The sequence below is a fragment of the Lentzea alba genome (assembly GCF_011067745.1).
GTDB lineage: Bacteria > Actinomycetota > Actinomycetes > Mycobacteriales > Pseudonocardiaceae > Lentzea > Lentzea alba.
This window is the reverse complement of sequence record NZ_JAAMPJ010000010.1, coordinates 221,343-239,639: the sequence shown is the minus strand read 5'-3', so window position 1 is coordinate 239,639 and position 18,297 is coordinate 221,343. Positions and strand designations below refer to the sequence as shown.

The 18,297-nt window shown below is 69.9% G+C and carries 14 protein-coding genes; 4 read left to right on the top strand and 10 right to left on the bottom strand.

Annotated features, from left to right (window positions below):
• Window positions 1–29 precede the first annotated feature (29 nt).
• Window positions 30–1,142 (bottom strand): fatty acid desaturase family protein, encoded by a 1,113-nt coding sequence (locus G7043_RS32315; RefSeq protein WP_166052172.1) that lies wholly within the window; start codon window positions 1,140–1,142, stop codon window positions 30–32.
• 70 nt (window positions 1,143–1,212) lie between these two features.
• The gene (locus G7043_RS32310) at window positions 1,213–2,268 is read right to left on the bottom strand and encodes a ferredoxin reductase (RefSeq protein WP_166052170.1); all 1,056 of its coding nucleotides are present in this window, start codon (window positions 2,266–2,268) and stop codon (window positions 1,213–1,215) included.
• A gap of 98 nt (window positions 2,269–2,366) precedes the next feature.
• Between G7043_RS32310 and G7043_RS32305 the strand changes: the two genes are divergently transcribed.
• Complete coding sequence (locus tag G7043_RS32305) at window positions 2,367–3,494, top strand: PucR family transcriptional regulator (protein ID WP_207312006.1); 1,128 nt, start codon at window positions 2,367–2,369, stop codon at window positions 3,492–3,494.
• A gap of 336 nt (window positions 3,495–3,830) precedes the next feature.
• Here the strand turns inward: G7043_RS32305 and G7043_RS32300 are convergent, their stop codons facing one another.
• Window positions 3,831–4,508, bottom strand: a complete 678-nt coding sequence (locus G7043_RS32300; protein ID WP_166052166.1) for a hypothetical protein — start codon at window positions 4,506–4,508, stop codon at window positions 3,831–3,833.
• Between the two features lie 63 nt (window positions 4,509–4,571).
• On the opposite strand from G7043_RS32300, the gene G7043_RS32295 reads away from it, so the two are divergent.
• Complete coding sequence (locus G7043_RS32295; RefSeq protein ID WP_166052164.1) at window positions 4,572–5,999, top strand: FAD-binding oxidoreductase; 1,428 nt, start codon at window positions 4,572–4,574, stop codon at window positions 5,997–5,999.
• Here the strand turns inward: G7043_RS32295 and G7043_RS32290 are convergent.
• A complete protein-coding gene (locus tag G7043_RS32290; protein ID WP_166052162.1) occupies window positions 5,985–7,262 on the bottom strand; it encodes a lanthionine synthetase LanC family protein in 1,278 nt (425 codons plus the stop codon). The genes G7043_RS32295 and G7043_RS32290 overlap by 15 nt on opposite strands.
• Window positions 7,263–7,304: 42 nt before the next feature.
• Here G7043_RS32290 and G7043_RS32285 point away from each other — a divergent pair, with 42 nt between their 5' ends.
• On the top strand, window positions 7,305–10,364 hold the full coding sequence (locus tag G7043_RS32285; protein ID WP_313888180.1) for a BTAD domain-containing putative transcriptional regulator: 3,060 nt from the start codon (window positions 7,305–7,307) through the stop codon (window positions 10,362–10,364).
• Between the two features lie 13 nt (window positions 10,365–10,377).
• On the opposite strand, the gene G7043_RS32280 is transcribed toward G7043_RS32285, so the two are convergent.
• From G7043_RS32280 to G7043_RS32265, 4 genes are all read right to left on the bottom strand, one after another.
• A complete protein-coding gene (locus tag G7043_RS32280; RefSeq protein ID WP_166052160.1) occupies window positions 10,378–11,151 on the bottom strand; it encodes an ABC transporter permease in 774 nt (257 codons plus the stop codon).
• Entirely contained in the window at window positions 11,148–12,095 is a 948-nt protein-coding gene (locus G7043_RS32275) for an ATP-binding cassette domain-containing protein (protein WP_166052158.1), read from the bottom strand. Before G7043_RS32275 ends, G7043_RS32280 begins: the two co-directional genes overlap by 4 nt.
• Before the next feature lie 68 nt (window positions 12,096–12,163).
• The gene (locus tag G7043_RS32270) at window positions 12,164–13,282 is read right to left on the bottom strand and encodes a MalY/PatB family protein (RefSeq protein WP_166052155.1); all 1,119 of its coding nucleotides are present in this window, start codon (window positions 13,280–13,282) and stop codon (window positions 12,164–12,166) included.
• Window positions 13,283–13,392: 110 nt separating this feature from the next.
• Entirely contained in the window at window positions 13,393–14,874 is a 1,482-nt protein-coding gene (locus G7043_RS32265; protein ID WP_242642901.1) for an alpha/beta hydrolase, read from the bottom strand.
• A 127-nt stretch (window positions 14,875–15,001) separates the two neighbouring features.
• On the opposite strand from G7043_RS32265, the gene G7043_RS32260 reads away from it, so the two are divergent.
• Complete coding sequence (locus tag G7043_RS32260; protein WP_166052152.1) at window positions 15,002–16,045, top strand: hypothetical protein; 1,044 nt, start codon at window positions 15,002–15,004, stop codon at window positions 16,043–16,045.
• Here the strand turns inward: G7043_RS32260 and G7043_RS32255 are convergent.
• Window positions 16,035–16,784, bottom strand: coding sequence for a glucose 1-dehydrogenase (locus G7043_RS32255; protein WP_166052150.1), 750 nt, complete (start codon window positions 16,782–16,784; stop codon window positions 16,035–16,037). The two genes, G7043_RS32260 and G7043_RS32255, sit on opposite strands and share 11 nt — an antisense overlap.
• On the bottom strand, window positions 16,785–18,290 hold the full coding sequence (locus G7043_RS32250; protein ID WP_166052148.1) for an aldehyde dehydrogenase family protein: 1,506 nt from the start codon (window positions 18,288–18,290) through the stop codon (window positions 16,785–16,787).
• Between the last annotated feature and the right edge of the window lie 7 nt (window positions 18,291–18,297).

Genomic DNA, 18,297 nt, shown 5'->3' with positions numbered 1-18,297 from the left:
CGGCCGAAAGATCTAAATCATTACCGGGATCAGGCGGCGACGAGCTCCTTCTCGGGCTCGGGCGTCTTGACCTTCTTGTTCGGCAGCGACAGGCGGAACACCTTGCGCCACGCGGAGAAGACCTGCTTGGGCAGCGGGCCGGTGACGTACTCCAGCTCGTACTTCTCGAACAGCGCGCGCACCTTGACCGCGACCTCGGCGTACCGGTTGCTCGGCAGGTCCGGGAACAGGTGGTGCTCGATCTGGTGCGACAGGTTGCCGGTCATGAAGTGCATGGCCTTGCTGCCGCTGATGTTCGCGGAACCCATCATCTGGCGCAGGTACCACTGGCCACGCGTCTCGCCCTTGATGGACCGGCGTTCGAAGACCTGGACGCCCTCGGGGAAGTGCCCGCACATGATCACCGAGTGCGACCAGAGGTTGCGGATCAGGTTCGCGGTGAACGTCGCGGCGAGCGTGGTGAGGAACGACGGGCCGGACAGCAGCGGGTGGATCACGTAGTCCTTGAGCACCTGCTTGCGGATCTTGCGGCCGACCGCCTTGGCCCGCGCGCGGAACTCGGGGTTGTTGCGGCGGCGCTTGTGCAGGTTCTTGCCGAGCTCCAGGTCGTACGCGGCGATGCCGTACTCGAAGAAGCAGGCGTTGATGAAGTTCCACACCGGCTGGCCGAGGTGGATCGGGTGCCACTTCTGGTCCTCGTCGACGCGCATGATGCCGTAGCCGAGGTCGTTGTCCTTGCCGATCACGTTGGTGTACGTGTGGTGCAGCTCGTTGTGCGAGTGCTTCCACTGCTCGGCGGGCGAGACGTGGTCCCACTCCCAGGTGGTGGAGTGGATCTTCGGGTCACGCATCCAGTCCCACTGGCCGTGCAGGATGTTGTGGCCGATCTCCATGTTGTCCATGATCTTCGCGACGGACAGACCGGCGGTGCCGATCAGCCACGCCGGCGGGAAGAACGAGAACAGCAGGATGCCGCGGCTCGTCAGCTCGAGCTTGCGCTGCGCCGAGATGACCTTGCGGATGTAGGCGGCGTCTTTTTCGCCACGGCTGGCGATCACCTCGTCGCGGATCGCGTCGAGCTCGCGGCCGAGCTCCTCGATCTGTTCCGCGGTCAGGTGGGCGGTGGGGTCGATGGCGGTCATGAAGCTCGCTTTCGGAGTGCAGTGGCTGGGGATGGGGCCACTTCGCGGGGGAGGGAAAGTTTGTGGTGGGTCAGCGTTCGAGGTCGCAAGGGCCCGCCGCGGCGGACACGCAGGTCTGGATGAGGACGCCGGTGTCGCCTTCGGTGATCTCGCCGGTGCGCAGGTCGCGGACGGCGCCGGAGCGGAGCGGCGTGACGCAGCCGAAGCAGATGCCCATGCGGCACCCGGACTTCATCAGGACGCCGGCCTCCTCGCCCACGTTCAGCAACGGCGTGGCGCCGTCGGCGGCGACGGTCTTGCCGGTGGTGCTGAAGGTGACCTCGCCACCCTCGCCGGCGACGACGACGGTGGGCCGGAAGCGTTCGGTGTGCAGACGCTCGGTGACGCCGTGCCGGGCCCAGTGCTCCTCGGCGGCGTCGAGCAGGCCGGCCGGGCCGCAGGCCCAGGTCTCGCGTTCGGCCCAGTCGGGCACGAGCTCTTCGAGGCGGGTGACGTCGAGCATGCCGTCGGTGTCGGTGTGCAGCTCGACCAGGCGCAGCTTCTCGTCCGCGACCAGGTCGTGCAGGTCGTTGCGGAAGATCACGTCTTGTTTGCGCGGCGCGGAGTGGACCATCACGACGTCGTCGAACTCGGTGTCGCGCAGCATGCCCATGGCGGGCGTGATGCCGCTGCCGGCGGTCAGGTAGAGCACCTTGGCGGGCTTGGCCTTCGGCAGCACGAACTCGCCGCAGGCCTGGTCGAGCTGGATGACCGTGCCCGGCTTCATCCTGCGGACCAGGTGGTTGCTGACCTTGCCGTCCGGGATGGCCTTCACGGTGATCGTGATGCGGCCGTCTGTCCGGCTGGTCGGTGAGGTCACCGAGTAGGCACGCCACAGGCGCACGCCGTCGACGTCCACGCCTATCCGGACGTACTGGCCGGCGACGTGACCGCGCCAGCCCTTGCCGGGCCGGATCACGATGGTCGCGGCGTCATCGGTCTCCCGATGCACGGCCTCGATGCGTCCTCGCAGGTCAGCACCCGCACGGAGGGGGCTGACCAGGTCGAGGTAGTCGGACGGCAGCAGCGGCGTCGTGACCAGCTCAAGCAGTTTCCACGCCCTGCTGCGGAGGGCGGCACTCGTCATGACTCCAGCTTGATGCGCCCCAGGGCGTAAAGTCCTGTCCGTAGGACGTGAATCTGGCCAGCCGAATTGTTCGCAGGGAACAAAACGTGAGTCACGCAATGCAGAGGGCCACCGAATTGGCCCTCGATGAGAAGACCGTCACCGCGTTGCGGGCGGTGCTGAGGACCACGGCGGACGAGGTCGTCCAGGCCATCATCGACGAGGTCCCGAGCTATGCCAACGCGCTGTCCGGACGCATGGGCGGCACTATCCGCCGTGCGGTTCGCACGGCGCTAGGACACTACCTGGACCTGGCTGGAGGCAAGGCCACCGGTGGTGACGCCAGCGACGCCGCGTACGAGCTGGGACGCGGCGAGGTGCGGGACGGCCGGTCCATGGACGCGCTGCTCAGCGCCTATCGCGTCGGCGCGCGGGTGGCGTGGCGCGGGCTGGCCGAGGGCGCGGTGCCGGCGGGTCTGCCGGCCGCGGAGGTGGCGAAGTTCGCCGAGCTGACCTTCGCCTACATCGACGAGTTGTCCGCCGCGAGCGCCGCCGGGCACGCCGACGAACTGGCCGCCCGTGGCCTCGCCCACGAGCGTCACCTGGAACAGCTGGCCCGTGACCTGCTCGCGGCCGCCGGCGCCGAGGTGTTGCTCGCCGACGCCCAACGGGCCGGGTGGCAGCCGCCGAACTCGCTGACCGCCGTCCTGCTGCCCGCCGCGCAGACCCGGCCCGCGTACCGGCTGCTCGACTCGTCCACCCTGGTGCTCGACGACCTGCCGGACGCCATGGGAGTGCTGCTGGTGCCCGACACCGACCGCGCACACCTGCTCCGGCAGCTGAAAGATCGCACGGCCGTTGTCGGTCCTGCCCGCCCGTGGATGCGTGCGTCCGCTTCCTACGCACGTGCGATGCGCGCGCGCCTGGTCTCGCCTGACATCCGCGACACCGAGAACCACCTGGTCGAACTGGTGCTGACCGCTGATGCGGACGCTTACGCAGACCTGCGGGCGCGCGCGCTCGCGCCGTTGCGGACGTTGCCCGCCACCACGGCCCGACGGCTGGAGGAGACGCTCCGCGCGTGGTTGCTGCACCACGGCCGTCGGGAGGAAGTCGCGACCACGCTGTTCGTGCACCCGCAGACCGTCCGCTACCGGATGGGCCAGCTACGAGATCTCTTCCCCGACCTGGCCTCACCACAACGCGTGCTCGAACTAACCCTCGCGCTCGGCCTCCCCCGCCACTAACGCCAGCACCGAAGCAGCACCCTGTTCACTCACACAACCCTCACCAGCCCCACTTTTCGACACGCGGGGACCCCGCGTACCACTACAGCGGACGAAAGGCTCCCGCGTACCCGACCGACCTCGCGCTCAGCCTGCCCCGCCAAGGCCGACGCCGAACCCGCACCCGTTCACCCACACAACCCCCACCAGCCCCATTTTTCGGTACGCGGGGACCCCACGTACTACTAGAGCGGACGAGAGGGCCCCGCGTGGCCGTTGGCAAGCGAGGGTGGGTTGCGGAGTGTGATGGGGGGTGGCGGCGGTTCACTCGAAGAGGCGGCGTTGAGGTGAGGCTCGTCAGGCGCCTAGCGGTTTGCGGACCTCGGCGGCCTTCGCCGGGCCGTACATCGAGACGAGCACCTGCTCGACCAGCTGGTCGGGGGTCAGGTTCTTCTCCTTGGCCAGCCCGGTGAAGGCGGCGTCGGCCATGTCGAGCACCGGCATCATGTCGAACTTCCACTTGCCGTCCTCACGGACGAACTTGAGGCCGAACGGTGCCTTCTGGCCCTGGGACGTCACCTCGGCGGACGCGGTGTCGCCGGAGACCGTGACCTTGCCGAGTTTGAGATTGCCGATGCCCTGCTCACCGACCAGGCCCTTGTCGATCGAGGCCTTGACGACGTCCTGGGCCGACCCGGTGCGCAGCGTCGCCGCGTCCAGGCCGCCGCGCATGGTGTAGACGGTGACCCGCGTGCTCAGCTTGCCCGCGGCGAGCTCCTGCTCGGTCCCGGTGAGCGCCAGCTTCCGGACGTCCTCGAAGTAGGCGAAGACCGGGGTCGCCACCACCGACACGGCGGTGGCACCGTCCTTGGCCAGCGCGGCCTTGGTGTAGGTCTCGAAGGCCGCGGTGACGGCCGGCGACTCGTCGGCGGGCGTGGAGGCCGGGGGCGAGGGCGGGGTGGACGTGCCGGTCGGCGCCGACGTGCCGCACGCGGCCGCGAGCAGGCACAGGGACGCCACGATGAGTCGCTTCACACGCGGAGTTTAGGGCCTCTTGAGAAACCGGCCTCCGCTGCACCGAGCCGATCTTGTGCCACCATGGCCGACGTGGACCGCCGCGGGTTTCTCCGAGTCGCGGGCCTGGCGGGCGCGGGTGCGGCGATCTCGAAGTGCACCACCTCACCGGCACCTCCGTCCGGTTCGTCCGTCCCAAGTGGACCGCCGGACTGGACCGCCTTGCGCGCCAAGCTTTCCGGCCGGCTGCTGCTGCCCGGCGACAACGGTTTCACCTACCAGGGCTTCAACCCCGTGTGGGACGTCCGCAAGCCCGCCGCCGTCGCCCGCTGCGCCTCGGCGTCCGACGTCCAGGCTTGCGTCTCGGCGGCACGGTCACGGGTCCCCGTCGCCGCCCGCGGTGGTGGCCACAGCTACGCCGGGTACTCCTCGCCGGAGAACGGCCTGCAGATCGACCTTCGCGGCCTGGCCGGCGTCGAGGCGTTGCCCGGTGACCAGGTCCGCATTGGTGCCGGCGCCCTGCTCGGCGAGGTGGCCGAGGTGCTCGCGCAGTCCGGCCGCTGCCTGCCGACCGGCACGTGCCCGTCCGTCGGCGTCGCGGGTCTCACGCTCGGCGGCGGCATCGGCGTGCTCGCCCGCAAGTACGGCCTGACCTGCGATCACCTCGTCTCCGCGACCGTCGTGACCGCTGATGGCCGGCAGCTCACCACCTCCGCGCAGGAGGAGCCCGACCTGTTCTGGGCGCTGCGCGGTGGTGGCGGCGGCAACTTCGGGATCGTCACGTCGTTCGTGTTCGCCACGCTGCCCGCCCCCGACGTCACGGTGTTCTCCCTGCAGTACCCCGCCGGTGCCGCCGCGGACGTGCTCGGCGCGTGGCAGGGGTGGATCGCGCAGGCACCGCGTGAGCTCTGGTCGAACGTCGTGCTGCGCGGCGGCCCGCAGCCGACCTGCCGGGTCGGCGGTTGCCTCATCGGGTCCGCCGGCGCCGCGGCCGACCTGCTGGCCGCGCTGCCCGCCGCTCCCGAGCGGTTCGTCCAGCCGAGGAGCTACCCCGAGGCCACCCGCTACTTCGCGGGCGCCCCGGTCGACCGCGAGTCGTTCGTGGCGTCGTCACGGATCGTGAGCACGCCGATCGCCGACCCCGGCTGGGCCGCGAACCTGATGGCCGGGCAGTCCGACGAGTCGTACCTGATCTTCGACAGTCTCGGCGGCGCGGTGTCCGACGTCGCGCCGGACGCCACCGCGTTCCCCCACCGCACCGCGCTCGCCTGCGCCCAGCTCTACTTCAAGACGCCGCCCGACGCCGCGGGTGAGGCGGCCAAGGCGATGGGACAGGCCCGGGACGGGCTCGGCGCGCTGGTCGGCGACACCGGGTACGTCAACTACCTCGACCCGCAGCTGCCGAACTGGGCCGAGGCGTACTACGGCGGCAACCTCGCGCGGTTGCGGGAGGTCGCCGCCAAGTACGACCCGGACCGGGTGTTCGCGTTCGCCCAGTCAGTTTCCCGCTGACTGCGCCCACCAGGTGTCCAGGCGCGGCACCACAGAAAAGTCGCCCTGAGCAGCGCGGCCGGCGTGGAACAGGAACCCGGCGATGCCCGCCGCGCCCTGCATCCAGCCGAGGCCCGCGGGCAGCAGCGGCTCTTCGTTGCGGTGCTCGATGAACCGCCAGCACACGCCGTCGCCGTCCGGAATCGCCCGTTCGACCAGCACGTCGGCGAGGTGCAGCGCGAACTCCCGCTCCCCCGAGTCCAAAAGGACGTCACCCACGCCCGCGGTTCCGCAGCAACGACCATCGTTGTCCCAGAAGCCCGGATAACGCCTTTCGGGCAGACCGGACACACGGATGCTGTGCATGCAACGGCTGTGCCAGTCCATCACCGGTGTGTTCGCCACTTCTCGCACGCCTGCACGGTGTAGAGCCGGCCACAACAACGACGTCCCGGTCGGGCCGTGGCACCAGCCGTAGCTGAACCGCTCCAACTCCTCCAGGTGCGGAATGCGCAGCTGGACCCGGAAACCCCCGTCGCTCTGATCCGACAGAGCCACGAGGTGCTCGGCGCCCGCGGCAGCGGCATCGACGAGGTCAGGGCGATCGAACTCCACACCGGCCACGGCGAGCGCGGTCGCGATGCCCGACAGGCCGTGTGAGAAGTTGGGGGACTCGCGTTGCACGACGCAGAAGCGTTTGGGCACCGCACGCCAGTTCAGGCCGGTTGGCATTTCCTCACGTTCGGCCAGCAGGATGTCGGCGGACACCTTGGCGAGTTCCTCCGCGCCCGCCACCCCGTGCCGCCGGGCCCACACCGCTGCCAGCAGGACTCCCGCCGTGCCCACCGTGACGTCGTGGTCCCGGGCGCCCTCCAGGAAGTTCGGCGGTACCAGCCACTCATTTGGCCATCCGTCCGGTGTGGACAGTTCGAGGATCCGGGCGACGACCTCGTGGGCTCCGGGCGCGTCCAGTGCCGTCAGCACGCCGATCGAGCTGACCAGGCCGCTGAAGTAGTTGACCTCGCTGATCGTGGCGATGCCCGCCCGGACCTGGCCGGCGATCGCGTCCGCGAGCCGGTGTTCCTCGGCCGTCCACTCGCGGCTCAGCCGGATCTCGGCCAGCGTGTGAGCCAGTCCCCCGACGCCCGCGTGCATGCCGTCGCGCACGCCCGCTACCGGATCCTCGCCGACCGACACCGGCATCCAGACGGCGTCGTCGTCATATCGAACTTGATCAAGCACCCATCGCCAAGCAGCCTCGGCGGTCCCCCAGTACTTCGCCATGCCTCAATCATCTCATCCGTGGAAGTGAGACGGACACCGCGAGTGATCTGGAAAGCTGGACCTGTGCGCGTGGCGTTGCTGGGACCGACGACCGTGGTGGCCGAGGACGGCACACCGGTCGACATCGGTGGTGCCCGCGTCCGGATGCTGCTGGCCAGGCTCGCGCTCGACCCCGGCCGCCCGGTGCCGACCGCGACCCTGATCGACGACCTGTGGGGTGAACAGCCGCCCGCGGACGCGGCGAACGCGCTGCAGTCGCTCGTGTCGCGGCTGCGCAAGGTCTGCCCGGACGTGACGCTCGAACCGGGCGGGTACCGGCTCGGCATCGCGCCCGACAACGTCGACGTCTTCCAGTTCGACCGGCTGCGCGCCGCCGGCCGGCCGGCCGAGGCACTCGCCCTGTGGCGGGGCGATGCGCTGGCCGACGTGCGGGAGGCGCCGTTCGCGCAGGTCGCGGCCACCAGGCTGGACGAAGCACGCGTCGCGGCCGAGGAGGACCGGTTCCGGACCGGTGAGCTCGACGTCGCCGCGCTCACCGCGATGCACGAGAAGCACCCGCTGCGGGAACGCCTGGCCGGGCTGCTGATGCGCGCGCTGTGCCAGCAGGGCCGGCAGTCCGACGCGCTGCACGTCTACGAGCAGGTCCGCGGCAGGCTCGCGGACGAGTTGGGCGTCGACCCGTCGGCCGAGTTGCAGCAGATCCACGTCGCGGCGTTGCGCGGCGAGCTGGGGCCGCGCCCGGTGGTCGACCGGTTGCCCGTGCGGCTCACCAGCTTCGTCGGGCGCGACGCCGAGCTCGCGGAGATCGCCGGACTGCTCGCCCAGGCCCGGCTGGTGACGCTGGTCGGACCGGGCGGCGCGGGCAAGACCCGCCTCGCCACGGAGGCGGCGGCCCGGCATCCGTTGCACGGCAAGGGACGCGTGTGGTTCGCCGCACTGGCCGGGGTGCGCGCGGCCGAGGACCTGGCCGGCGCGGTGCTCGGCGCGTTCGAACTGAGGGTCGGCGGCGATCCGTTGCGGCGCGCGAGCGAAGGCATGGACCGGATCGCCGAGGTGCTCGGCGCCGGCGAGTCGTTGCTGGTGCTGGACAACTGCGAGCACCTCATCAGCTCGGCCGCCGAGTTCACCACCGAACTGCTGCGCCGGGTGCCGAACCTGCGCGTGCTCGCGACCAGCCGGGAACCGCTCGCGATCGACGGCGAGTCGCTGTACCCGGTCGGCCCGCTCAGCGTGCCCAACGGTCAAGCCGACGTGTCGGGGTTCGGCGCGGTGCGACTGTTCCTGGACCGGGCGAGCGCGGTGAAGCCGGGCTTCCTGCTGGACGAGTCCACTGTGGACGACGTGCGGCAGATCTGCCGCGGGCTCGACGGCATGCCGCTCGCGCTGGAGCTGGCGGCCGCGCGGCTGCGGTCGATGACGGTCCGGCAGATCACCCAGCGCCTCGACGACAGGTTCCGGTTGCTCACCTCGGGCAGCCGCACCGCGCTGCCCCGCCAACGCACGCTGCGCGCGGTCGTGGAGTGGAGCTGGGACCTGCTGACCGAGGAGGAACTCCGGCTCGCCAGGCGGATCTCGGTGTTCCCCGCCGGTGCCGACCTCGCCGCGATCGAGCAGGTCTGCGTCGAGGACTCGCTGTACGTGCTGACCTCGCTGGTCGAGAAGTCCATTGTGGACGTGATCGAGCTCGACGCCGAACCGCGGTACCGGATGCTGGAGACGATCCGGGTCTACGCGGCCGAGCAGCTGGAGGCGTCCGGCGAGCAACAGGAGATCGTCGGCCGGTTCCGGCGCTACTACCGCGAGCTGACCGAGAAGTGGGAACCGCTCAACCGCACGGCCAGGCAGCTGGAGGCGATCGCGGTCTACGAGGCCGAGCAGGACAACATCGCGGCCGCGTTGCGCGGCGCGATCGACGACCGCGACGTCGACCTGGCGGCGGCCCTGCTCGGCGGGGTGTTCTGGTACTGGCTGCTCAAGGGCGACAACGAACGCGCACAAGTGGCCGTGCGCGACCTGCTCGCGCTCGGCGGGCAGTTGCCGGACGACGTCCACGCCTCGTTCCGGGCGATGCAGCTGATCATGGCGGCGATGCCCGGCCTGCCCGCCACGGAGGAGGCCGCGCAGGTCATCGAGGACTGCGTGAACACCGGCGCCACCCAGAAGTGGCCGCCGCTCGCGATCGCGCTGCCGATGCTCGCGTTCCTCAGCCAGAACCCCGAACTCGCGCGCCGTGAGGTGAAGCGGGCGGCCGCGAGCGAGGACGCCTGGGCGCGCGCCGCCGCCGACTGGGCGCTGAGCTTCATCCTGGTCGACGAGGGCGAGTTCGACCTCGCGGAGGAGGCCCGCGACCGGGCGTACGAGCAGTTCATCGCGGTGGGCGACCGGTGGGGTTCGGCGATGACACTCGGCATGAAAGCCACGTTCATCTCGCACACCGGCGACAACCGGGCGGCGATCGAGTTGTTCGAGCGCGGTCTCGCGGTGGCGCTGGAACTGCGGTCGCAGGACGACGCCGTGCAGCAGCGGTGGCGGCTCGCGGTCGAGTACGCCCGGCTCGGCGACCACGCCGCGGCCGAACGCGAGACGATCGAGGCAGAGCGGTACGTCCAGGCCATCGGCAACGACCAGATGTCCATCATGATCGACTACGCGAAGGCCGAGGTCCTGCTCCGCGCGGGCCGGCTCGCCGAGGCACGCGAGTTGAGCGACCGCTTCAAACGGCGTGCCACCACCTCGGCCGTGCTGCATTCGTTCGTCACGGAGTGGTCGGCCATGCTCGAAAGCCGCCTCGCCGTCGCCGAGGGCAATCCCGCCGAGGCCGAGGCGCGCATCGCGATCGCGGTGGGGACGACGTCGGACCGCAGCGACATGCCGGACCTGGCGACGGTCACGGAACTGCTCGCCCAGGTGCGGTTCGCCGAGGGCCGCCGCGACTCGGCGGCCCGGCTGCTCGCACTGGCCAAGCGCATCCGCGGGCGGCTCGACCTGGGCGATCCGGACGTGCGGATGCTGGTGGCCGAACTGGGCGAGCCGGAACCGGTGCAGCTCACCAAGGCAGAGACGGTGCGGGAAATACGCGCGGAGGCGGGCATCAGCGACTGATGCCCGCCTCACCTCACACCCGCCGGCGGTAAGCCCACATCGCCAGCGGGAAGAACACCGCGACCGCGGCCACCATCCAGATCAGAGACCCGGCCAACGGTCCTGCGATCGCGCCGCCGTTCAGCAACCCGCGCAGCGCGTCCGCCATCAGCGTCACCGGGCTGATGTCCGCCCACGCCTTCAGCCAGCCCGGCATCGTCGAGGTGCCGACGAACACGTTGCTGCCGAACGTCAACGGCATGATCAGCACGAACATCACGCCCTGCACCGCCTGCGGTGTCTTGAGCAGCATGCCCACGAACACCGACGCCCAGCAGAAGCACAGCCCGAACGCCAGCGCGAGCCCGACCGCGATCAGCAGCTCCGCCGGGCCGGTCTGCACCCGGAAGCCCATGACCGTCGCGACGACCAGCAACACCAGGATGCAGACCACGTACCGCACGACGTCCGCGAGCACCGCCCCGATCAACGGCGCGGACCGGGTGATCGGCATGGCGCGGAACCTGTCGAAGACGCCCTTGGACACGTCCGTGTTCAGCTGCACGCCCGCCGTCATGCTGGCCTGCAGGATGTTCATCACCAGGATGCCCGGCACGAGCATCTGCAGGTACGCGTCGGTGTTCCCGGCGAGCGCCCCGCCGAACAGGTAGGTGAACATCACCAGGAACACGATCGGCGCGATCGTCACGTCCGCCAGCTGTTCGGGGTTCTTGCGGATCTTCAGAATGCCGCGCCAGGCCAGCGAGAACCCGTGCCGCACCCCGCGGTCCAGTGCGATCGTGCTCATACCAGGCTCCCTTCTCGCTTGCCGGTCAGCGCCAGGAAGACCTCGTCGAGCGAGGGCAGCCGCAGCGCCAGTTCGTCCGCGGTGATCCCGGCCTCGTCGAGCTTGCGGACCAAAGTGGACAGCAGCACCGGATCGTTCACCGGCGCCGTCAGCAGGCCGGTGTCGTCGTCGCGCGTCGGCCGGACCCCGGTGAGGTCACCGAGAATCCGGTGGACCACGTCGAGATCGCGTGCCGACGTCGGCCGCACCTGCAGCGTCTGACCACCGACCCGCCGCTTGAGCTCGTCGGGCCGTCCCTCGGCGACCACCCGGCCGTGGTCGAACACCGTGATCGTGTCCGCGAGCTGGTCGGCCTCCTCCAGGTACTGCGTGGTGAGCAGGACCGTCACACCGTTCGCCACGAGCTTGCGGACCACGGCCCACACCTCGTTGCGCGCGTGCGGGTCCAGTCCGGTGGTCGGCTCGTCCAGGTACAGCACGGACGGGTTGCCGACCAGGCTCGCCGCGAGGTCGAGCCTGCGCCGCATCCCTCCCGAATACGTCTTGGCGGCCCGCCCCGCGGCGTCGGTGAGTTCGAACTGCTCCAGCAACTCGGCCGCCTTCGCCCGCGCCCCCGCACGGGAGAAGTCCAGCAACCGGGCCAGGAGCACGAGGTTCTCTCGACCGGACAGGTCCTCGTCCACCGACGCGTACTGCCCGGTGAGCCCGATCAGTGACCGGACCTCCCTCGGGTTCTTCACCACGTCGTGCCCGTGGACCGTGGCGCGTCCCGCGTCCGGGCGCAGCAACGTGGCCAGCACCCGCACCGCCGTGGTCTTGCCCGCGCCGTTCGGCCCGAGCACACCCACGACCTTCCCCTCCGGCACCTCGAGGTCCACCCCGTCCAGGGCTTTGGTCTCCCCGTAGTGCTTGACCAGGCCTTCCGCCCTGATGGCCAGCGACATCGTTCGTTCCTCCCTGTGTCGGGGAGAACTGTGCGCGTGGCCGCTGGCAGCACGCGCACAGCGGGCTGTCAGCGGCTGGCAGCCATCCTGCGCACACCTTCGGCGATGACCTCGGGGGTTGTTCCGAGGTTGAGCCGCGCGAACCCCGCGCCGCCGGTGCCGAAGTCGTTTCCCGAGGTCAACGCCACGCGGCCGCGTTCGAGGAAGACCGCAGCCGGATCGTCGAACCCCAGGTTCCGGCAGTCCAGCCACGCCAGGAAGGTCCCGGGCGACGGCCGGTAGCCGATCTCCGGCAGGTGTTCTGCCAGCAGACCGGCCAGCAGCTTCCGGTTGTCGTCGAGGCCTTCGAGCACCGCGTCGAGCCACTCCCCGCCCTCCCTGAGCGCCGCGGTGTGGGCGATCGCGCCGAGGTGGCTGGGGCCGTGGCTGACCTCCTCGGGCAACCGGGCGAGGTCACCGGCCGCCGCCGGACCGGCGATCGCGACCGCGGCCTTGAGCCCGGAGAGGTTCCAGCCCTTCGAGGCGGACATCAGCGACAGCCCGTGCTCGTCGACGCTGAGGTACGGCACGAACGTCGTGGCCGGGGAGACGATCGGCGCGTGGATCTCGTCCGCGATCACACGAACCCCGTACGTCCGGGCGGGCTCGGCGAGAGCGGTGAGCTCGTCGGCGGAGTGGACGGTGCCCGTCGGGTTGTGCGGGCTGCACAGCAGGAACACCGGCCGTTCGGCGCGAATGAGCTGGAAGGTCCGCTCCAGCACTTCGAGGTCGAGGCGATCCTCCTTGAGCGGCGCCTCCACGATCGGCAGGCCCATGCTGCGCACGAACATGTAGAACGGCGGATACACGGGCGGGGTGACGACCACGAGGTCGCCGCCGACCAGTTTGATCATCTCGACGACGCCGAGCATCACGTCCGGGACGATCGCCGTGCGCTCGATCGCGATCTCGTGGCCCCAGCGGGACCGGGCGAACCCGGCGAGCGCCTCGGCGTACGCGGTGCCGGCCGGATAGCCCGTGTCGCCGTCGCGCACCGCTTCGATGATCGCCCGCGCGACCGGTTCGGCCTGGTCGACGTCCATCTCGGCCACCCACAGCGGCAGCACGTCCTCCGGGTACCGGCGCCACTTCACGCTCGTGCGCCGCCGCAACCGTTCGAGCGGCACCTGGCTCAGCGGGTTCATCATGAACCCAAGTTAGGTCATGGGTTGGCGGTGACAGGCTGTTGATGAGGGGAGCTTTCCTAAACCTGAGGTTTAGGAAAGCTCCCCTCATCAACATCAGCGCAACGAGACGGTCAGGCGAACGGGCCCTTGTCGATGCCGCACGTCTTCTGCACCGGCAGGACACCGGTGAAGAGGTACTCCCGCTTCACCTTCTCCGCGCACGCGCTGCGCACGTACATGGAGGTGTGCCCGTAGCCCTCGACCGTCAGGAACCCGGTGCGGGCCATCTCCGCGGCACCGTCGTGCGCACCGTGCAACGGCGTCGACGGGTCGAACCTGTTGTTGATGAACAGGATCGGCGCCGACGTCCAGCGGTTCCACGGACCGGTGTAGCGGTCGTCGTCACGGCCCTGCCAGAACGCGCAGGCCATCATGTCGTAGACCACGGCGCGACCCCAGTAAGGAACGCGCTCGTCCTCGCTCTTGCCGTACTTCGTGTAGGCGGCGGTATCACGCGGGAAGTCGCTGTCCGAGCACTGAACCGCGTTGAACCCCTCGAACCGGTTCGTGACGTAGTCGGCCGACGCGGTCAACGACGGCTGGGCCTCCCACACGCCCTGCATGATCCGGGCGGTGTCCTGCCAGGTGTCCGGCTGCGCCAGCGCGTCCCAGAGCAGGGTGATCAGCGAGACGCGGTCGAACCGGCCGTCCGGCGTGGTGACCGGAGAAGCCGTCACCTTCGCCACCAGGTCCGCCCACTTCTGCTTCAGGTCGCCGCCCGCGAACGCACACTTCGCGCCCGGTGCCGCACAGAGCTTCAGGAACTGGTCGAACGTCTCGGCCACACCGCGCGGCACGTCCTGGCGCGTGTCCAGCGGCACGGTCGTGCCCTGGTCGCCGTGCCCGGTCGCGTTGCCGACGAAGTCGAGCGAGCCGTCGAACGCGAGCGCGCGAACCTTGTCCGGGAACATGTTCGCGTAGATCGCGCCGAGGTGCGTGCCGTACGAGATGCCGTGGTACGTCAGCTTCTTGTCGCCGACGGCCTTGCGCAGCAGGTCCAGGTCTCGTGCCGTGTTCGCGGACGAGACGTGGTCGAGCAGATCGCCGGACTTCTCCTCACAGCGGCGCACGAACTCGCGGTACGAGTCGTAGAACGCGGGCTCGTCCGCCGCGGTGTTGGGATACACCGGAATGGCGTTGAGGAACGCCTGCTGCTCCTCAACGCTGTCGAAACAACGCACGGTCGCGGAACGGCCAATGCCGCGCGGATCCCACGACACCACGTCGAACCGCGCCCGCAGCTCCGGCGAGAACAGCCACTCCCACTTGCCGCGCCCCCGCAGCCGGTCGACACCGGACGCACCGGGGCCGCCGAAGTTCACGAACAGCGAGCCGATCTTCTTGCCCGGATCGGTCGCGGGCAGCCTGATCAACGCGAGGTCGATCTTCGTGCCGGACGGCTGGTCGTAGTCGAGCGGCACCTTCGCGGTCGAGCACTGGAACCCGTCCTGACAGTCCTGCCAGCTCAGAACGGGTGTCTGCGCCTCTTCCGCGGCGACGGCGGCCGGTGCCAGCCCGATCAGCAGCGCGGCCGTCACCAATATCGATTTCAAATACAGCTCCCCAGGTCTGACCTCTCCGATCATCAAGACGCCATCTGAACCGAACGGGTTGCCTTCGCCGGGCAACCGCTTTCCGGTCTGCGGCGTGATCAGTTGGACGTCGACTGAGGGGGCTTCGATGAGACGCGCGTTGGGGGCGCTCGCCGTGACCTTGGCACTGACCGCCGCGGTGGCACCACCAGCCGCCGCCGACCTGACCGGGTGGGCGGTCGGCTTTCTGCCGATGCCCGAGGGATATCCGGCGCAGGCGTACATCTCGGGCACGGACCACAAGGGGAACTATTCGGGCGACATCCTGACCGACGAGGGCAGCGTGCTCGTCACCTGGACCGACAGCACCGCCACCGTGCACGGGAGACCGCCCGGCTTCACCTCGGCCGAGGTGACGGGTCAGAACAGGGCCGGGACGATCATCGGTCTCTCCTTCGATCTCGACGAACCTCGCACAGCACGGGCCTGGACGTTCGACACACGCGGATTCACCCTGCTCACAGTGCCGGAGGGATACGCCTGGACCTACGCGACCGCACTCAACGACCGAGGGGACGTCTTCGGTGGCGCGAGCAGGAACGGGGACACGTGGGAGGCCTTCGTGTGGCCCGCGGACAACCCCGCGGCGCCGAAAGCCGTTGTGCTGCCACGTGAGTTCGCGGAGCGGCTCCACGGCTTCGTGGACATCGACCACGACGGCAGCCTGATCTACAACACGCAGGACGGCGCGGGACGGTGGAAGGACGGCAGGTTCACGCCGCTGCCCACCTACGTGACCGGTGACCTGTCGGGCACCACGGCGGGCGCGGTCGACGGTGGTCAGTTCATCGGATCCGCCAGGGTCACCGATGTCCCGCCCGTCCGGACCGGGTGCCTCTACTGGCCGGCGCCGGACGTCCGCCCGCAACCACTGCCCGGCTGCAAGTGGGCCTTCGCGATGAACCGCGACCGCCTGGTGCTCGGCGACGAGGAGATCGCGGGCGGCCTGCCGCGCAGGTACGCGGTCTGGCAGGACGGCCGACACACCGGACTGCTCCCGTCCCCCGCCGGTCACCCGTCGATCGATCCGAAGCTGGTCTCGGACACCGGCGCGATCGTCGGCGTGGCCAGGGAGGAAGGGAACAACTCGGCGCTGGGCAGGCCGGTGATCTGGCGGCGGTTCAGCGGCTGAGCGCGTGGGTCGCGGTCGCCCCTCCGTCCACCGCGATCTCCGCACCCGTGCAGTAGGCGCTGTCGTCGCTCGCCAGGAAGAGGACGACGCCCGCGACGTCCTCGGGCTGACCGATGCGGCGCAGCGCCACCTTCTTCCCGATCGGGGAGATGTCGATCGGGTGCCCCAGCGTCTCGCTCACCATCGACGTGTCGATGGCGCCGGGGTGCACCGAGTTGACCCGGATGCCGTGCTGGCCCAGTTCCAGCGCGGCGACCTTGGTCATGCCGCGGATCGCGAACTTCGACGCCGTGTACGCGACCAGGTAAGGCATGCCGGCCAGGCCTTCGACGGACGACACGTTGACGATCGAACCGCCGCCCGCCCTGGTCATGGACTCCACGACCGCCCGCATGCCGAGGAACGTGCCGACCTGGTTGATGCCGATCACCCGCTGGTAGTCGGCGAGCGTGGTCTCGGCCAGCGCGGAGAAGTGCAGGATCCCCGCGTTGTTCACGAGAACCGTGATGTCGCCGAACGTTTCCACCGTGAACGCGACGGCCGACGCCCAGTCTTCCTCCGAGGACACGTCGAGGTGGCAGTACTCGGCGCCCAGTTCGGCGGCGAGTTCCTTGCCCTGGTCGTCGAGCACGTCGGTGAGCACGACCCGTGCGCCCTCCGCGACGAACCGGCGCGCGGCCGCCGCGCCCTGACCACGGGCGGCGCCGGTGATCAGGGCGATCTTGCCGTCCAGCCGCATCTACATCAGCTCGTCGGTCAGCGGCATCATCACGGTCTTCAGCTCGGTGTAGGCCTCGTAGGCGCTCTGGCCGCCCTCACGGCCGAGGCCGGACTGCTTGAAGCCGCCGAACGGCACGTGCGGTTCGAGCTGGAACCCGTTGATGCCGACCATTCCGACGCGCAACCGCTTCGAGACGCGGAACGCGCGGCGCACGTCGTTCGTGTAGACGCCCGCGCCCAAGCCGTACTCGGTGTCGTTCGCCATCCGGATGGCTTCTTCTTCGTCGTCGAACGGCACGACGGTGAGCACCGGGCCGAAGATCTCTTCCCGGGCGATCGCCATGTCGTTGCTGGCGTCGGCGAAAATCGTCGGTGCAACGAAGTTTCCGGCCGCGAGGTCGCCTTCGAGCCGGGTGCCGCCGGTGACCAGCCGGGCGCCGTCCTCCTGGCCGCGTTCGATGTACCCGAGCACGCGTTCGAGCTGCTTGCCGTTGATCAGCGGGCTGGCCAGCACGGCGGGGTCGAACGGGTCGCCGAACGTCACCGCGCCCGCGAGCATCGACGCGGTCGCCACGAACTCCTCCTGGACGTCCCGCGCGACCAGCGCCCGCGTGTGCGCCACGCAGGCCTGCCCGGACAGGCCCATGGTCACCATGCCCATGCAGGTCATCGCGGCGAGGCCGACGTTCGGGGCGTCCGCGAACACGATCGCCGGCGACTTTCCGCCCAGTTCCAGGGAAACGCGCTTCATCGTGCCCGCGGAGGCCTCGACGATCCGGCGGCCGACCGCGCGGCTGCCGGTGAAGCTGATCTTGTCGACGCCGGGGTGCGTGATCAGCGCTTCGCCGGTCGGGTTGCCGGGGCCGGTGACGAGGTTGACCACGCCCTCCGGGAGTCCGGCCTCGATCAGCAGCTCGACCATCCGGATCACGCAGAACGACGCGTACTCCGAGGGCTTCACGACCACCGTGCACCCGGCGGCGAGCGCGGGCGCGAGTTTCTGGGCGAACAGCACGAACGGCGCGTTCCACGGCAGGATGGCCGCGACCACGCCGACCGGTTCGCGGAACGTCATCGCCAGGTGGTCGCCGCCCTGGTACGGCGGCAGGGTCTGACCGCCGACCTTGTCGATCCAGCCCGCGTGGTGGTCGAAGATGTCCGCCGCGATGCCGACCGAGGTGGCGTAGATCTGGCCGAACGTCAGCGGCACGCCGTTGTCCAGCGCCTGCAGGCCCTTCAGCTCGTCGGCGTGCTCCCGCAGCAGGTCGCCGTACCTGCGCAGGACCTTGATGCGCTCGCCGGCCTTGGACCGCGGCCACGTGCCCTCGTCGAACGCCTTGCGGGCGGCGCGGACGGCGGCGTCGACGTCCTTCTCGGACGCGACGGCGAAGCTGCCGATCTCCTCCCCTGTCGCGGGGTGGTGGTGCGTCCAGGTCTCGTCGGACTCGCGGAACTCGCCCCCGATGAGGAGCCGGCCGTCCTTCAGACCCAGCGTCTCGCGGTGCGGTTGGACGGTGAGCGTCACAGCTCCT